This is a genomic window from Fodinibius sp. (genome assembly GCF_034521915.1).
Taxonomy (GTDB): domain Bacteria; phylum Bacteroidota; class Rhodothermia; order Balneolales; family Balneolaceae; genus Fodinibius.
Window position 1 is genome coordinate 37,593 of sequence record NZ_JAXHLU010000004.1, and the last position, 15,661, is coordinate 53,253.

Here is a 15,661-nt window from a genome sequence, read left to right on the forward strand (position 1 = left end):
TGGGTTATTGGGTATCTGTTTTTCTAATTAAAAATTTTTAGACTTTCTGCCGAGACACGGCGCGCCGCGTCCATACTATTGGTATTTTTATTAAACCAGCTTTCCTTTTCCTTCTTTGATCATATCCAGAAACTGGTCGAAGAGGTAGCGAGAATCGTGCGGACCGGGCGATGCTTCGGGGTGATATTGTACCGACATGCCCGGAAAGTTTTTAAACCGGAGTCCTTCAATAGTGCCGTCGTTCAGATTTTCATGGGTTACCTCTACTTTGGATTTATCCAGCGCTTCTTCATCTACGGCAAATCCATGATTTTGCGTCGTGATTTCAACCAGGCCGGTTTCGAGGTTCTTCACCGGATGATTGGCTCCGCGGTGACCTACAAACATTTTGGTTGTTTGGATGCCTTCAGAGAGAGCCATAAGCTGATGTCCCAAACAAATGCCGAATATCGGTTTGCCGGTCTCTTTCGCATAATTTACGGCATCCAGCGCATATTTGGCCGTGGCATCCGGGTCGCCGGGACCGTTGCTAAAAAAGAATCCGTCGGGATTCCACTGATCGAGTTCTTCTTTGAAGTCCCCCTTTGCTGGAAATACCCTAAGCGTGCATCCCCGATCTACGAGATTATCAATGATACTTTGTTTGATACCGTAGTCGAAAGCGGCAACTTTAAAAGGACCATCGCTGTGAAACGTTTGCGGTTCCTTGCGCGTAACTTCAGTCGCCAGTTCAAGGCCAACCATGTCATCCCAGTTCTTGGCCTTTTCAACCAGCTTGTTCTCATCAAGTTCGGTAGATGAGATGACCGCATTCATTACTCCTTTGCTGCGGATGTGTCGCACCAGCTTTCGGGTATCAATACCGGTAATGCCAACTACTTCGTTGCGTTCCAGATATTCCTGCAGGTTACCGTCGGCTTGTGAATTGCTGTGCTCCCACGAAAAGGATCGTACAATCAATCCGGCAATCATCACCTTGCGGGCTTCATCGTCGCGGCTCATGGTGCCGTAGTTTCCGATATGTGGGTAGGTCATCATCATGAGCTGACCGTAGTAGCTGGGATCAGTAAAAATTTCCTGGTAGCCGACCATGCTGGTGTTAAAGCAGAGTTCACCGCCGGTAGTACCTTTTTTGCCGATGGCGTAGCCGTGTTCTACGGTGCCGTCGGATAGAGCAATGATAGCTTTATCTCTGGGATAGAGTGACATAGTGAGGGTGTATTGGTTTTGTGGAATTAAAGTTTAGACATAAAAAAAATCCGACTAACAATAAGTCGGATTTTGAAAAAGGGAATGGAATGTGAGATTTCCGAATCGAAGTGCCGTTCGGAAATTTTCTATGGCAGTTGAGCCTGCCATCTACTTTAAATTTAGTAGATTGGTAGATCAAAAGAATTCTTTTAGAGCATCAAGATTTCAAAATGTGTACGCTTTATTCAGCTCCAGCGCAAAACTGTGGAAAGATACAAATCCGAATATCTATTTTCAAAGGAAGATTTGAGATTAATGTATCCTACTGAGATTTACGACTTTGGATAATAAAATTGTCGTTCCACTTATCATAAGAGATCGAAAGTTCATTCGGTCGGCCCCGAATACATCGGGGGCAATCCTCAATATATTTTTGCGTATTGCCTTGAGAAGGGTCTACGAAGGTGTGGCTTACCTCTCCGCAATATGCGCAGCGATATTTAGATCCTTGTGATTCTGCCTGATATTTCATGGCTTTGGTATCTGTGTTTTTTTGCTAAAAGAGAAATGGCAATAAATACGTTCCGTGGCTTTTTAATCCCACAGATGAATCTGTGGTCTATATTATTAGATTTAGATGAATAAAAGCTCACTTAAAGTGAGCTTAATTTATGTTTCCTGATGATTCATCATCAGGCTATGAAAGTGTTGTCTTAATCTGACTATAAAGCTCCAGCATCGTAATGGGTAAGAAGCGTGACAACACAGAATATGGTTTAAGAGATAAAAAAGCACTGCTGTAGAGTAATGGTGCCAGAATTGGTTATTAAACTATAAATAAAGTAAAAGCAGGTCGTCTCAATACTTACTACTCAGTACTCATAACTATCTCACCACAACAACATCTTCATGCAAAAGACACTACCGCCGCTTTTTAGAAATTGGTAGGTACTGACTTCATGTACTGAAAATCCATGATCACGCAAATTCTTGTTTACATCGGTGCAGCCCTGCTGAATAATTACGTTGCGCCCGTCGGGACAGGAGGCATTGCAGGCAAAAAGTTTTTCCGCCTCATACTTAGATGCATGGATGACTTTATCAAACATCTTGTTAATCATCTCGAGTCCCTCTTCGGTGAAAGCATCGGGATAAATCAGGGCCGTATGTTCATCCAGCACACACAGACAGGTATCCAGATGATAGAATGATTCGTCAACGAGTTCGAGCGCCAGGATGGGTACGTCAAACGTATCAGAAATTGTTTCGTATGCCTCTAAGGATGACCGGTAGCCATATCCGCCCCAGAGTAATCGTTTGCCCGTATGCCAAATGGCGTCGCCACAACCTTCAAAGTCGTTAATCTTATCCTCATCCAGGTAATGAATTTTATAGCCGTTTTGGCGATACCACTGCTCAATATAGGGCACCTCATCTTTGCGCTCATCGGCGTGCATGATGCTCATAAAAACATGTGTGTTGCCATCTTCGTCGATATAGGGTAAGCTCTGGTTGGCACAAAAAACCATATCGGGCAGTCCTTCCTGATCTTCAATAACGTTGATGTTCATCCCGATTTGATCAAAAAGCGAGCGTACGAGGTTCCATTCATTATTGGCTTCAATTTTATCAACCTTGCCCACCTGATCCGCCATATGGGGATTGATAACATAATCTACAGAATAATGTAGTGGCCGAACCATAAGCACCTCGGTAGGCAGGGGCATGGATGGACGGTCATCAACGGTAAAATCAATTTGATCTGCGGAGGTAATTACTTGCGCCATAATTATTGAACTTTGTTACAGTATTTCAGAAAGGTTTGCCCATAAATCGGACTCCTAAAATAACCATTTGTATAAAAGAATAAACTTTAAACTCTTTTTTATCTCTCCCTATTATTGAATACGGGATTAGGGAAAGATTCGTTAGTTTAAAGCTTCAAATTAAAAGAAACAATGAATATGCTGCTTGATCACGAATTACTGTCGCAATTGGCTCCGCTTGAGCTGCGTGCCCGAAAAATTGTGGAGGGTTTTATATCCGGGCTGCATAAAAGTCCGCACCACGGATTCAGCGTCGAATTTGCCGAGCACCGACCGTACAATCCCGGTGATGAAATCAAGCATATCGACTGGAAGGTGTACGCCAAAACCGAGCGGCTTTATGTGAAAAAGTACGAGGAAGAGACGAACCTCCGCTGCTATGTCTTGTTGGATACCAGCAGCTCGATGTTTTATAAATATTTTAGCCCTTGGAGCAAACTGCGGTATGCTATCCATTTTGGGTCGTCGCTCATGTATCTGATGAATCGCCAGCGCGATGCCTGTGGGTTGATTACCTTTGATGAAGGGATTAATAATTTTATTCCGGCAAAGTCGTCGTATTCGCACCTTCGAAGGTTATTTGCAGAGTTCGAAAACTTGCTTGAGCAGGAAAAGAATGCGGATAAAAATAAGCGTCAAACCGCAACGGCACAGGCTATGCACGAGGTGGCCGAACGTCTCAACCATCGAAGTTTGGTTGTTGTGCTTACCGATCTCTTTGAAAATGTAGATAAACATGATCAGCTGATTTCAGCTCTAAAGCACCTGCGTCACAGTAAACACGAGGTATTACTTTTTAATGTCTTGGAAGAAAAAAGTGAACGGGAGCTGGATTTTCCCGACCGGCGGTTAGTGATGCAGGATATGGAGACAGGCTCACAGATGGAGGTGGTACCCTCGCAGATCCGCGAAGATTATCAGAAAAAAGTGGAGGAGCTGACTCACAAATTTAAAATGGCGTGCAGTGAGTTCCAGATCGATTTCGAACAGTTGGATACCCAAAGTGAGTTTGACTTGGCGTTACTGGCTTATCTAAATAAGCGTAAACGGTTGGGATGATTGTTTTTAAGTCACTTCAGTATTGCGCAGCATTTTATTTAAAAGCCGTGGGAAAAGTCGTTTTAAATACACGGCCCAAACCTCACGACCGCCTATATAAATTTCATCCTTCTCTTTCAGGATTTTTGGGATGAGCTTTTCGGCAAATTCATCAGCCGGCATTCCGTTTTTTTGTCCTTTGCCCATTTTATTGTGCTTGCTGCCGTCACCTTCCAGTGCATTTTTAGTAATATCCGTTTTGATGAATCCCGGACAAACCAGGGAGATCTTAATATTATCATCGTATAGTTCTTGCCGGAGACTGTCAAAATAGCCGTGTAAAGCATGTTTTGAGGCTGCATAGGTCGATCGCAGCTTTGTGCCAAATTTCCCCATTACGCTGCTGGTAACAACAATATGTCCTGCTTGGCGCTCGATCATTGACGGCAATACTGCTTTTGTTAAGGCAACTGTGCCAAAGAAATTAATCTCCATGACTTTGCGTACAACCTCCAGCTGGGTATCAACAGCCTCCGATCGCTGACTGATGCCTCCATTATTAAAGAGGTAATCAATATGACCGTAGATGTTGAGTGCCTCTTTTGCTTTGGCTGGAAGCTGATCTGTTTCGGCAAGGTCAAGCGTAATGATGTGAACGTCGGCGGGATTTTTGCAATTATTTTTAACTTCCGCTAGGGCTTCTTCGCGTCGCGATGAGAGAATAAGTTTTGCGCCCCGGTTACTGAGTTCATAAGTAAGGGCTTCTCCAATCCCCGAGGAAGCGCCGGTAATCCATACAATCTTATCTTGAAATGACATTTGGAAATACGATTTGTAGTACTATTCTGTTATTGTAGATTTTAAAATGTATAAACCGAAGTACTATGACAAAAATGATATGAGAAGATGCACTTATTCAGATACTCGGTAACATTTGCTATTTTATGGCAATCAACGATTTGTGAGTAAAAGCTGTTCTTGACTCATTATTATAAGTAAAAATAATTATTGTGAGACCAAAGCATAGCATATTATTAGTTGAAGATGAAGAGGAACCGGCAGAGATGCTGGCCAATTTCCTGGAGATGAATGATTATGAAGTACTCGTAGCCCATGAAGGTAATCGAGCGCTGGAGCTTATTGAGCAATACGCCGGGGAAATACATCTGGCAATTCTCGATATTATGGTTCCCAATGTAGACGGCAAGGAGATCTGCAAGCATATTCGCAGCCATCCCGTACTGAATGATATACCCGTAATTTTTTTAACGGCCAAAGATGAAGAGCAGGATGAGATTGAGGGGCTGGAGCTTGGAGCCGATGATTACATTCCCAAACCGGCCAGCCTTCCGTTGGTAAAGGCGCATGTGGAATCGCTGCTGCGTCGTCAAAATCCCCAGAAAGCCAATTGGTTACAGTACGGTGATACTTATCTGGACACGGATGCCAAGGAGTTGTATGTGGAGGATGAGAAAATTGAACTGACGTCGACGGAGTACACGCTGATCGAACTCTTTTATCAAAATCCAAAACGTGTTTATACGCGGCAGGAAATTTTAGAACACATCACAGAAGATGACCGATATGTCTTTGATCGCACGGTGGATGTACACGTAAAAAATTTGCGACTGAAGATGGGCGATGCCGGAGAAGTGATAAAAACTTATCGCGGTATCGGATACGGCCTAAACCGCGAAATTGTCAAAGTGTAGAAAGACACGTCTTTAAAGGATATGGTGAGTTATAACAGATATAAGAGGCCTTTGCAAAACCTTACTGTCATTGCGCCTTGTCCCGCCTATGCGGGGAATGTAATGCGGCGATCTCCTTTTATTAACTTTGATTGGGAGATTGCCTGCCTATGCCGAAGCTTTTTTAAAATAGTTTCTCATATATATAGAAGGCTCCGCGCAGGCAGGCTTCTCAAGCTCGCAATGACAAGCTTAATTTTCTGGGTTTTGCAAAGACCTCTATAAATCAGTGGGCATCAGTACAACTAGCGTAACCTGTGTTTTATGAAGATTCGTTCAAAATTAGCGTGGACATTTATCCTGCTGTTGATTTTTGGGATAACTTCCATCAGCAGCTACTCTATTTTATTTATTCGCGACTATCTGCTCGAAGAAGGGCGCGCAGAAATGGAGCGTGATACCCGCTGGCTGGCGGTGACGGCGGCAAATTTATCAGATGATGAAAATTTTGAGGATCGGTTATTAAAGACCGCACGTACATCAGGATACCAGCTGGCTGTTTACGATTCTACCGGAAAGCTAATCGACAGTTATCAAAGCAGTGATACTACCATTACTCCCACACAGAAACTGGACGCCGGCATTATTGAAAGTTTGAAAGCCCGTGATAACCTGCCGTTGCTTCCCCGAAATTCTGATTCAGAAGTTCTGAAAAGCTATATTATGCTTCCTGATTCTACGGCCGGCACTGTGTTTCTGCAGGCCGCCCAGTTTAAGGATCAGATCTATGAGCCCATCAAAACTATCCGCTGGATTATCTATTACGGGATGTTTATTTCCATCGGATTGGTGGTGATCGTCAGTATATGGATTGCCCGCTACGTTACGAAACCAATCACACAGATAAAAGATGCTGCACAGGATATTGCTGACGGTGACGTGGATCGGGAGATTGATATTAATCGCAGTGATGAGTTTGGAACGCTGGCAACATCGCTCAACCAGATGGCATCGAAACTGCGGGCCGACACCGAGCAAATAAAGCAGTTTGCCGAGAAGCAGCGCCAGTTTTTTGCGGATATTACGCATGAAATTCGCAATCCGCTACATACCATTTCCGGCGCGCTTGACATGCTGGAACTGGATGAATTATCAGAAGAGAAAAAGGATAAATATATCACTACAGCAAAGAAACAGACCGAACGGATTTCACATCTGTTTAAAGATTTGAAGATTCTTCAGCGATACGATTCTGATGAGTATTTCGTGGAAAGGCAGGAGTTTGATTTGGCTGATATTGCACGACATATGGAGGATTGGTATAGTGACAAGGCCAAAGATAAAGGATTGGAATTAAATATCGATCAGCACTCCTGTAAAGCCGTTGGAGATCCCGGGAAAATTGAACAGGTGATGGACAACCTGATCTCAAATGCGTTGAAATACACGAATGAAGGATCAGTGGATGTTACCTACAGAGCCGAAGATGCTGAAGTGACGGTTGCTGTAGAAGATACCGGTATTGGAATATCAGATGAACATCTGGATCGTTTGTTCGATCGATTCTACCGCACGGATAAAGCACGCTCCCGCGATAAGGGAGGTACCGGACTTGGATTGGCGGTCGTAAAGAGCATTTTAAAAGGTCACGGTTCTGATATCCACGTGGAAAGTGAAGTCGGGGAAGGAACCCGTTTTTGGTTTACTCTGCCTAAGGGATAAATACGCGTTATATTCCTGCAGTTAGACTGATTCTAAATAGAATTCACCAGCTCTTCTTCAAATTTCCTTCACAAAGAATGACTTTCTTCACCATGATGAATGAAGATTGCATTCAGTTGAATGTCGAAATAAAAAATCAGCCTGTACAGGCTTGAAATAGGGAAATAATTTTATGGCAGAAGAAGAGAAACGTATCGGTGTTGTATTGATGAATCTTGGTGGTCCCACTGCCGACTACGCCGTTCGACCATTTTTGTATAATCTCTTTAGAGATGAAGATATCATTAAATTGGGCGGCGGAAAATTTCAGGACATTTTTGCGAAGATAATTTCAAAGTTTCGAGCCCCGAATGTCCAAGAGGATTATGAGGAAATAAATGGCTGTCCGAAGGGATGTATGGGAAATAAGCACTGTCTGAATCGCAAAAAAAACGTTGTATCAACTTGCTGTTCGCCCATAAATAGTCTAACCGAAAAACAGCGGCGCGGGCTTGAGAAGCATCTTTCGAAGATAATTCCCGATCATGAAGTAAAGGTTTATACCTGTATGCGTTATTGGCTACCGTTTGCTGAAACCACGATGGACGATATGGTTGAGGATGGCATTACGCATGCCGTGATGGTACCACTTTATCCTCAATTTTCCTGGACGACAACCGGCAGTAGTTATCGCGATTGGGAAACCAAGCGTGATGAGAAGTTTGGTCATGATACCCCTTGGAAAGAGTTTCATGTTAAGAATTATCATCTCGATGAAAAGTATCTCACTGCGATGAACGATCGCATTGATGAGGCCCTGGCCGAAATGGATGAAGAAACGCGCAACAAAACGCACTTTATATTTAGTGCACACGGTACGCCTAAGCTCGAGGTGCGAAGCGGAGATCCCTATACCACGGAGATCAACCAGACGATGGAAGCTATTATGGAGATGCGTGGCTACGACTACGATTACTGGCTGGGATATCAATCAAAGGTGGGTCCACAAAAATGGACGCAGCCCAATACCGCCGAACTTGTGGAGCGACATATCGAGTACGGTATTAAAAACTTTTTGATGATTCCGGTTGCTTTTGTGACCGATCACGTGGAAACGCTGTTTGAGTTAGGTGTTGAGCTGGTCGAGGATCTCGAAGAGGAGGGTTACGAATTTGAAAACCTTAAAGTGATGGAAGGGATTAACGATCATCCAAAGTTTATTGAAGCTCTGGCTGATCAGGTTTTGGACAAGTTGGATCACGAAGTCGATGGTGAACAGGAAGAGCAAACATCTAAAAAAGTTTCTGTCTAAATAGATGTCAGAGCAACCTCAAATATCGGATTTTTGTGTTGTTGGCGTAAATCACTGGGAGGCAACCATTGATGTGCGCGAACGTTTTAGCTTGAAAAATGCTCAGAAGCGAGAGCTTATCGCAGGTGCTAAACGCGAAGGTATTAACAGCTTATTTGTTGTTTCGACCTGTAATCGGACGGAGATCTTTGGGCAGGACGTGACGCCCCAGGAACTGATTCGCCTTCTGGTGACTTATTCCAATGCTTCGCTGGAAGAGTTTCACAATTATGGATTTGAAAAAGAAGGGCAGCAGGCGGTTGATCATCTTTTTCAGGTTACCGTTGGGCTCGATTCCCAGATTCTTGGCGACCTGCAGGTGGTAAAGCAGGTGAAAGAAGGATACGAGTTGGCCAGCGAAATGGATGCCGTGGACGGTGAGCTCCACCGGCTAATGCAGCATGTTTTCCGGGCACACAAACGTTCGCGTAACGAGACGTCGCTTGGTGAAGGAGCAGCTACTACCGCTTATGCGGCGGTAAAGTTTGCCGTGAAGACATTCGACAATTTGAAAGACAAAAATATTCTACTGGTTGGAACCGGCAAGATTGGTAAAGTTACGTGTAAGAATCTGATCAATCTCGGTGCTAAAAAGCTCACACTTATCAACCGGACGCGAGAACGGGCCGAGTTTGTGGCGGATAAATTCGATCTTCAAGTGGCGGATATGGAACAGATGCCTGAGGAAATTGCTGAGGCTAATCTGATTATTGTTGCAACAGGAGCTAAAGAGCCGGTTATCACGCTGGACGATATGAAGCCTTCCCTGCTGGATCCCCAATTTAAAGTGATGGTGGACTTGTCCGTTCCCCGCAATATCGATCCGGAAATAGGGGAAATGGATTTTGTGGATCTGGCGAATATGGACTTTTTGACGGATGTGACCGATGAGGCCTATCGTAAGCGCGAAGAGAATATTCCACTGGTCAAAAAGATTATCGAAGATGAGCTGACTGACTATAAGAACTGGCTAAGCAAACAGAAGGTGGTACCCACCATTAAGGCGTTGACGAACAAGTTTGATTCCATCCGTGAAGACGAATATGATTTTTTTAAGAATAAAATTTCTGATACGGATAAAGAAAAGGTTGAAAATCTGACTCGTCGTATTGTGAATAAAATTGCGGCTTATTCCATAGAACATCTGCGCGATCATCACGAGTCGGAGCAGGTGACAAAAGTGGTGAATGATATGTTTAAGCTCGAAACCAAGGCCGGAGATGAGTAAGAAAACGATTCGCATTGGAACGCGTGACAGTCAATTAGCAACGTGGCAGGCCGAAAAGGTTGCCCGCGAATTGCAGAAGCTCGGCCATGACACCGAGCTTATTTTTGTTAAGTCAGAAGGTGATTTGGATCTGACCACCCCACTGACGGAAATGGGCGGTAAGGGCGTGTTTACCAAGGCTCTTGATGACGCACAGCTCAACGACGAGATCGATATTGCCGTCCATTCTTTTAAGGATCTGCCGACCGAAAATCCTTTGCCGCTAAAAGTGGCCGCTATTATGGAACGTGCCGATGCCCGCGATTCACTGGTTGCGCCCGACGGGACCGACTTTTTGGAAGATCCTGATTACAAAGCGACTATTGCCACAAGCAGTAACAGGCGTCGTGCGCAGTGGTTGAATCGTTATCCCCATCATGAAATCGTAAACATCCGTGGGAACGTCAATACTCGTCTCGAAAAAGTAAAAAACAAAGACTGGGACGGAGCTATTTTTGCAGCGGCCGGATTGGAACGTATCGATCTCGGTCATCATATAAGTGAATACCTTGATTGGATGGTTTCGGCAGCCGCGCAGGGTGCCATGGCAGTGATGATTCGTGAGGATGACAGTGAGATGGAAGAAATTGTATCGCAGCTCAATCACGATGAAACGGCACTTTGTACAACGATTGAGCGCGATTTTTTACACGATATGGAAGCTGGTTGCAGCGCCCCGGTGGGTGCCTATGCTTATATTGAGGATGAGAAAGTTCATTTTAAAGCCGTTGCGCTTGACACTTGATGGCAGTGAGCGATATGATTTTGAGGAAAAAGTCAACTGTTGGTGAAGCCGGTGAACTGGGCCACGAAGCCGCCCAGATGCTTCTCAGCGAAGGGGCTATTAAGGTGATTAACGAAATGAAATCGGAACGCGGATGAATCAGATTACGCTGATAGAATGATTAACTTTCAGCAATAAGAAGAAATAACAGCGAAATCATACTAATCAGTTTAATCAGCGATCAATGAGACAGAACAAACGAAATATCTTAGTAACGCGACCTTTGTCTGCACAGCAGTTTGAATACGCTCGTATTCTGGGGCTGGAGCCCATGATAGAACCAGCGCTACAGTTCAACTTTCCCGACTACTGGGATAGCGTACTGAAAGTTATTAATGAGAATCTTAAGTCGGATTGGGTTTTTACCAGCACAAATGGAGTTAAAGCGTTGGAGGAATTGATGAAAGCCGGATTACAGGTGCGTCCCGAAGTGCAGATATTTGCAGTGGGATCGAAAACACGCGATGCCCTTCAGGAGTTGGGTCTCGATGCTAAAATCCCGAGAACTCAGGATGGGAAGCATCTGGCTGAGTTGATTATGCAGGAAGGAAAAATTAATTCGGTCATTTATTTCCATGGAAATTTAAGTCGGGACGAGATGACTGACCGACTGAAGGATGATGGCATAGAAGTGATTGAGCTGGAGGTTTATGAAACGATTATTAATCCGGTGGAAATGCCGAATAAATCGGTGAGTGGAATTCTGTTTTACAGCCCCAGTGCGGTAGAAGGATTTGCCCGAGGCACTGGGTTTGATAAAGAATTGCCACCACTTTTTGCTATCGGCCCTACGACGGCAGGTGCGCTTAAGAAGCACACCGATCAGCATGTAGAAATTGCTAAGCAACCTGACACCGAAGTGCTTTTACGCACCACTGCTGACTATATTTTTAACAAAGAAAGTACAGAAGCCGCGGATTAGCACAGGTAGAAACAGGTAAATCTGTATTAATCCGTGTAGATCTGCGGCTATATCAAAAAAGTATTTATGAGCAACAATTTTCCAGAACTTAAAAACGACTTATTACTACGAACACTACGCGGCGAAGAAGTCGAACGTCCCCCGGTGTGGATGATGCGTCAGGCCGGACGTTACTTGCCACAGTATATGAAGCTCCGCAAGAAATACACGTTTTTTGAACGCGTCGAGACGCCCGAGCTGGCGTGCGAGATTACCATTCAGCCCATTGATGAACTGGAGCCCGATGCCGCTATCATTTTTTCGGATATCTTAACAATACCACAGGCATTGGGCATTGACGTGGATCTCGTAAAAGGTAAGGGGCCGGTAATGGAGAATCCTATCCGCAGTGTAGATGATGCCTTTTCGATATTGGCAGAGGATATTCCAGAAAAACTTAATCACGTAATGGAGGCGATTACGCTAACGCGCAAGGAGCTTAATGGACGCGTACCGCTAATCGGCTTTGCCGGGGCGCCGTGGACGCTCTTTTGTTATATGGTGCAGGGCGAAGGATCGAAAAATTTTGCCAAGGCCAAGGCGTTTATGTATCAGCATCCCGATGCAGCCAAGCACGTAATGAAAGAGTTAACGAAGGCTACGATTGATTATCTGAAAGCCCAAGTCGAAGCTGGTGCACAGGTGGTACAACTTTTTGATTCGTGGTCCGGTTTGCTGAGTCCCGAAGATTTTAACGAGTGGGCCATGCCGTACCTGATGGAAATTTGTGATGCTATTGATGAGGTGCCGGTGATTTTATTTGCTAAGGGCAGCTGGTATGCGCTGGAAAGATTAAGTTTTAAAAGCAATGCCTCGGCACTCGGTTTGGATTGGACAATCACTCCGGAATATGGCCGTGAAGCCACGCGCGGTGATGTGGTACTACAAGGAAATTTTGACCCATCTAAGTTGATGATGCCGCGAGATGAAATTGTACGCCAGACCAAGCGGATGATCGACCGATTTGGTGCACAAAAATATATTGCAAACCTTGGGCACGGTATTTTACCGAACATCCCCGTAGATAACGCCCGCGCTTTCATCAATACAGTTAAGGAATATTCTGCCATATAAAAACTTTGATAAGGGTGTCCCCCTTCGAAGGGGGATTAAGGGGGATGGCCCAAGGCAACAAACGCGTTGATTGGTAATGATCTGAATGTAAGGGAAACGAACCGAGAATAAGTCAAATTATAGCAATGGAAATAGTTAGTGATTATACGCCTGGCCATCCTCCTTTTTCTTCCGGTTGTCACCGGAATTCATTTTCCTCCTTCGAAGGAGGACATAAAGCGAAATTCTAAAAAAATAAAAAGTACCCTTGGCTGAAAAAGACATATAAAATGGAAAAGAAATTTGATCATTTAGGTTATAATAAAAAGCTCAAAGAATTGGCTCGTAAGCTTCGAAAAGACTCAACAAAAGCTGAAATAAGGCTTTGGTCTGAAGTGTTGAGAGCGGGGAAAATGAAAGGATATACCTTTCTTCGTCAGCGACCGGTGTTGAATTATATCGCTGATTTTATGTGTAAAGAACTCCAGCTGGTTATTGAGGTTGATGGCTACACCCACGAAGACGAACGGCAATGGTACAAAGATTTAGATCGACAAAAAGATCTCGAGCAAAAAGGATTTACTGTGTTGCGATTTTCTGATGAGGAGGTAATGAATGATCTTAGAAATGTTGAGAGATCCATCGAGCAGTGGATAGAGAATCATCCCCCTGCGCCCCGCCACGTCGCTAAAGCTATGAGGCGCCGGCGACCTTCGAAGAGGGACTCAAATGAGTCTTCGATCAAAAATAGATTTGAAGCCTACATCCAAAATCTCCAAGATGAGATTTGTGATCGCTTGGAGCAAATCGATGGCAAGGCCAAATTCCGTCACGATGACTGGGACCGCGAGGGCGGGGGTGGCGGACATACCCGCGTGATCGAAGAGGGGGATGTTTTTGAAAAAGGTGGTGTCAATATTTCCAGCGTGCACGGGGAACTTCCTGAATTGATTCGCAAGCGTTTTGAAGTAGACCAAGGCTGGTTCTGGGCCGGAGGGTTGTCACTTGTTATCCATCCCCAAAGTCCGATGATTCCGACGGTACACGCTAATTATCGCTATTTTGAGCTTTATGATGATGCTGAAATGAACGAGGTGCGTGACCAATGGTTTGGCGGCGGCGCAGATTTAACGCCCTACTATTTGTGGGATGAAGATGCTGTTCATTTTCATGAAGTGCTAAAAGCCGCTTGCGATAAACATGGCAAGGATTTATATCCCCGGTTTAAAAAAGAGTGTGACGAATATTTTTATAACGATCACCGATCCGAAGGACGCGGCATTGGCGGATTATTTTTCGATTACTTGCGTCCCAATGATAAGCGCTCGGCCGAAGACTGGTATGATTTTACGACGGAGGTGGGCGATGTCTTTTTAGAAAGTTACGTTCCTACTGTTGAGCGGCGAAAAGATGAGTCGTATACCGATCGACAGCGATATTTCCAGGAGATTCGGCGCGGGCGTTATGTGGAGTTTAATTTGATTCACGATCGCGGTACATTGTTCGGCCTCAAAACTGATGGTCGAACTGAGTCGATTTTGATGAGTTTACCGCCGCGCGTGCGCTGGGATTACGATTTTGAGATTGAAGAGGGCAGTGAAGAAGCATATTTGCTCGAACGACTTAAAAATCCTATTGACTGGATTGAATATGGAAAAAAAGAGGAATTTTGAATTAATGTGTCATCTCGACCGTCAGGGAGAGATCTTTGTTTTAGAGATATTGAACATAGATTTCTCGCTTCGCTCGAAATGACATCAATTATAATTATTTAATTAGTATGTCACACGGACAGTTTCCTTACATACGCGGACGACGATTGCGAACATCGGCAGCCATGCGCGATATGGTAGCCGAGCATAATCTAAAGCCGGCTGACTTTATTGCACCGGTTTTTGTGATGGAAGGAGAAGACGAAAAAGTCGAAATTCCATCCATGCCAGACTATTACCGCTACACGCTCGATCTGCTGATGGATGAAATCCAAGAGCTGAAAGATGTTGGCATCCGATCGGTATTGGTATTTGTCAAAGTACCCGACGAGCTCAAAGATAATAAGGGTACGGAAGCACTTAATCCCGATGGATTGATGCAACGAGCCGTTCGTAAAATCAAAGATGAGTTTCCCGAGATGCTGGTCATGACCGATATTGCGATGGATCCTTATTCGAGTTATGGTCATGACGGTATCGTGGAAGATGGCGAAATATTGAATGACGAGTCGGTTGAATTATTATCTAAAATGGCGGTCAGTCATGCCGAGGCCGGTGTTGATATGGTCGCGCCATCAGACATGATGGATGGTCGAATTGGCGCTATGCGCGAAGCACTGGACGAGGAAGGATTTGAGCATACAGGTATCATGGCATATAGTGCCAAATATGCTTCCAGTTACTACGGACCGTTTCGGGATGCACTGGACTCTGCGCCTGGGTTTGGCGATAAGAAAACCTATCAGATGGATCCCGCTAACGTTCAGGAAGCAATCAAAGAAGCCCAGCTCGACGAACAGGAAGGCGCCGATATCGTGATGGTAAAACCCGGATTGCCATATATGGATGTGATTCGAGCCGTTAAAGAAAATGTATCGGTGCCTGTTTCCGTTTATAATGTATCCGGTGAATATGCTATGTTAAAGGCCGCTGCCGAAAAAGGGTGGTTGAATGAAGAAGAAGCGATGATGGAGGCACTAGTCGGATTCAAACGAGCCGGTGCCGATTTGATAGCTTCTTATTTTGCCAAGGCAGCATCGAAGATTTTAAATAATACAAAATAGTCATCTCGACCATTAGGGAGAG

Annotated in this window: 14 protein-coding genes; 10 read left to right on the top strand and 4 right to left on the bottom strand. The window is 44.6% G+C overall.

Annotated elements, in window-relative coordinates:
* Positions 1–90: 90 nt before the first annotated feature.
* The 3 genes from carA to U5J89_RS02780 all read right to left on the bottom strand — a co-directional run bounded on the left by carA (position 91) and on the right by U5J89_RS02780 (position 2,978).
* Positions 91–1,209, bottom strand: coding sequence for a glutamine-hydrolyzing carbamoyl-phosphate synthase small subunit (carA, locus tag U5J89_RS02775; RefSeq protein WP_322574079.1), 1,119 nt, complete (start codon positions 1,207–1,209; stop codon positions 91–93).
* Between the two features lie 304 nt (positions 1,210–1,513).
* The gene (locus tag U5J89_RS15875) at positions 1,514–1,723 is read right to left on the bottom strand and encodes a CPXCG motif-containing cysteine-rich protein (protein ID WP_416208494.1); all 210 of its coding nucleotides are present in this window, start codon (positions 1,721–1,723) and stop codon (positions 1,514–1,516) included.
* A 358-nt stretch (positions 1,724–2,081) separates the two neighbouring features.
* Positions 2,082–2,978, bottom strand: a complete 897-nt coding sequence (locus U5J89_RS02780; RefSeq protein ID WP_322574080.1) for a dimethylarginine dimethylaminohydrolase family protein — start codon at positions 2,976–2,978, stop codon at positions 2,082–2,084.
* A 177-nt stretch (positions 2,979–3,155) separates the two neighbouring features.
* Here U5J89_RS02780 and U5J89_RS02785 point away from each other — a divergent pair, with 177 nt between their 5' ends.
* Positions 3,156–4,076: a DUF58 domain-containing protein gene (locus tag U5J89_RS02785; protein WP_322574081.1), complete on the top strand. Its 921-nt coding sequence runs from the start codon at positions 3,156–3,158 to the stop codon at positions 4,074–4,076.
* Positions 4,077–4,082: 6 nt separating this feature from the next.
* Here the strand turns inward: U5J89_RS02785 and U5J89_RS02790 are convergent, their stop codons facing one another.
* A complete protein-coding gene (locus U5J89_RS02790) occupies positions 4,083–4,874 on the bottom strand; it encodes an SDR family oxidoreductase (RefSeq protein ID WP_322574082.1) in 792 nt (263 codons plus the stop codon).
* A 191-nt stretch (positions 4,875–5,065) separates the two neighbouring features.
* Here U5J89_RS02790 and U5J89_RS02795 point away from each other — a divergent pair, with 191 nt between their 5' ends.
* The 9 genes from U5J89_RS02795 to hemB all read left to right on the top strand — a co-directional run bounded on the left by U5J89_RS02795 (position 5,066) and on the right by hemB (position 15,639).
* Positions 5,066–5,767, top strand: a complete 702-nt coding sequence (locus U5J89_RS02795; RefSeq protein ID WP_322574083.1) for a response regulator transcription factor — start codon at positions 5,066–5,068, stop codon at positions 5,765–5,767.
* A gap of 303 nt (positions 5,768–6,070) precedes the next feature.
* Entirely contained in the window at positions 6,071–7,468 is a 1,398-nt protein-coding gene (locus U5J89_RS02800; RefSeq protein WP_322574084.1) for a HAMP domain-containing sensor histidine kinase, read from the top strand.
* 172 nt (positions 7,469–7,640) lie between these two features.
* Positions 7,641–8,759 carry a ferrochelatase gene (hemH, locus tag U5J89_RS02805; RefSeq protein WP_322574085.1) on the top strand — a complete coding sequence of 373 codons (1,119 nt, stop codon included), beginning with the start codon at positions 7,641–7,643 and terminating at the stop codon, positions 8,757–8,759.
* Positions 8,760–8,763: 4 nt separating this feature from the next.
* Positions 8,764–10,026, top strand: a complete 1,263-nt coding sequence (hemA, locus tag U5J89_RS02810) for a glutamyl-tRNA reductase (protein WP_322574086.1) — start codon at positions 8,764–8,766, stop codon at positions 10,024–10,026.
* Positions 10,019–10,810 (top strand): hydroxymethylbilane synthase, encoded by a 792-nt coding sequence (gene hemC / locus U5J89_RS02815; protein ID WP_322574087.1) that lies wholly within the window; start codon positions 10,019–10,021, stop codon positions 10,808–10,810. The genes hemA and hemC overlap by 8 nt, the downstream gene beginning before the upstream one ends.
* Positions 10,811–11,033: 223 nt before the next feature.
* A complete protein-coding gene (locus U5J89_RS02820) occupies positions 11,034–11,771 on the top strand; it encodes a uroporphyrinogen-III synthase (RefSeq protein ID WP_322574088.1) in 738 nt (245 codons plus the stop codon).
* 66 nt (positions 11,772–11,837) lie between these two features.
* On the top strand, positions 11,838–12,884 hold the full coding sequence (gene hemE, locus U5J89_RS02825; protein ID WP_322574089.1) for a uroporphyrinogen decarboxylase: 1,047 nt from the start codon (positions 11,838–11,840) through the stop codon (positions 12,882–12,884).
* A 269-nt stretch (positions 12,885–13,153) separates the two neighbouring features.
* On the top strand, positions 13,154–14,536 hold the full coding sequence (gene hemF, locus U5J89_RS02830; protein WP_322574090.1) for an oxygen-dependent coproporphyrinogen oxidase: 1,383 nt from the start codon (positions 13,154–13,156) through the stop codon (positions 14,534–14,536).
* A 107-nt stretch (positions 14,537–14,643) separates the two neighbouring features.
* Positions 14,644–15,639, top strand: coding sequence for a porphobilinogen synthase (gene hemB / locus U5J89_RS02835; protein ID WP_322574091.1), 996 nt, complete (start codon positions 14,644–14,646; stop codon positions 15,637–15,639).
* The last annotated feature ends 22 nt before the right edge of the window (positions 15,640–15,661 follow it).

Excerpts from the sequence above, each read along its gene's own strand:
- carA (WP_322574079.1), bottom strand. The coding sequence starts at position 1,209 with ATGTCACTCTATCCCAGAGATAAAGCTATCATTGCTCTATCCGACGGC.
- U5J89_RS15875 (WP_416208494.1), bottom strand. The coding sequence starts at position 1,723 with ATGAAATATCAGGCAGAATCACAAGGATCTAAATATCGCTGCGCATAT.
- U5J89_RS02780 (WP_322574080.1), bottom strand. The coding sequence starts at position 2,978 with ATGGCGCAAGTAATTACCTCCGCAGATCAAATTGATTTTACCGTTGAT.
- U5J89_RS02785 (WP_322574081.1), top strand. The coding sequence starts at position 3,156 with ATGCTGCTTGATCACGAATTACTGTCGCAATTGGCTCCGCTTGAGCTG.
- U5J89_RS02790 (WP_322574082.1), bottom strand. The coding sequence starts at position 4,874 with ATGTCATTTCAAGATAAGATTGTATGGATTACCGGCGCTTCCTCGGGG.
- U5J89_RS02800 (WP_322574084.1), top strand. The coding sequence starts at position 6,071 with ATGAAGATTCGTTCAAAATTAGCGTGGACATTTATCCTGCTGTTGATT.
- hemH (WP_322574085.1), top strand. The coding sequence starts at position 7,641 with ATGGCAGAAGAAGAGAAACGTATCGGTGTTGTATTGATGAATCTTGGT.
- hemA (WP_322574086.1), top strand. The coding sequence starts at position 8,764 with ATGTCAGAGCAACCTCAAATATCGGATTTTTGTGTTGTTGGCGTAAAT.
- hemC (WP_322574087.1), top strand. The coding sequence starts at position 10,019 with ATGAGTAAGAAAACGATTCGCATTGGAACGCGTGACAGTCAATTAGCA.
- U5J89_RS02820 (WP_322574088.1), top strand. The coding sequence starts at position 11,034 with ATGAGACAGAACAAACGAAATATCTTAGTAACGCGACCTTTGTCTGCA.
- hemE (WP_322574089.1), top strand. The coding sequence starts at position 11,838 with ATGAGCAACAATTTTCCAGAACTTAAAAACGACTTATTACTACGAACA.
- hemF (WP_322574090.1), top strand. The coding sequence starts at position 13,154 with ATGGAAAAGAAATTTGATCATTTAGGTTATAATAAAAAGCTCAAAGAA.
- hemB (WP_322574091.1), top strand. The coding sequence starts at position 14,644 with ATGTCACACGGACAGTTTCCTTACATACGCGGACGACGATTGCGAACA.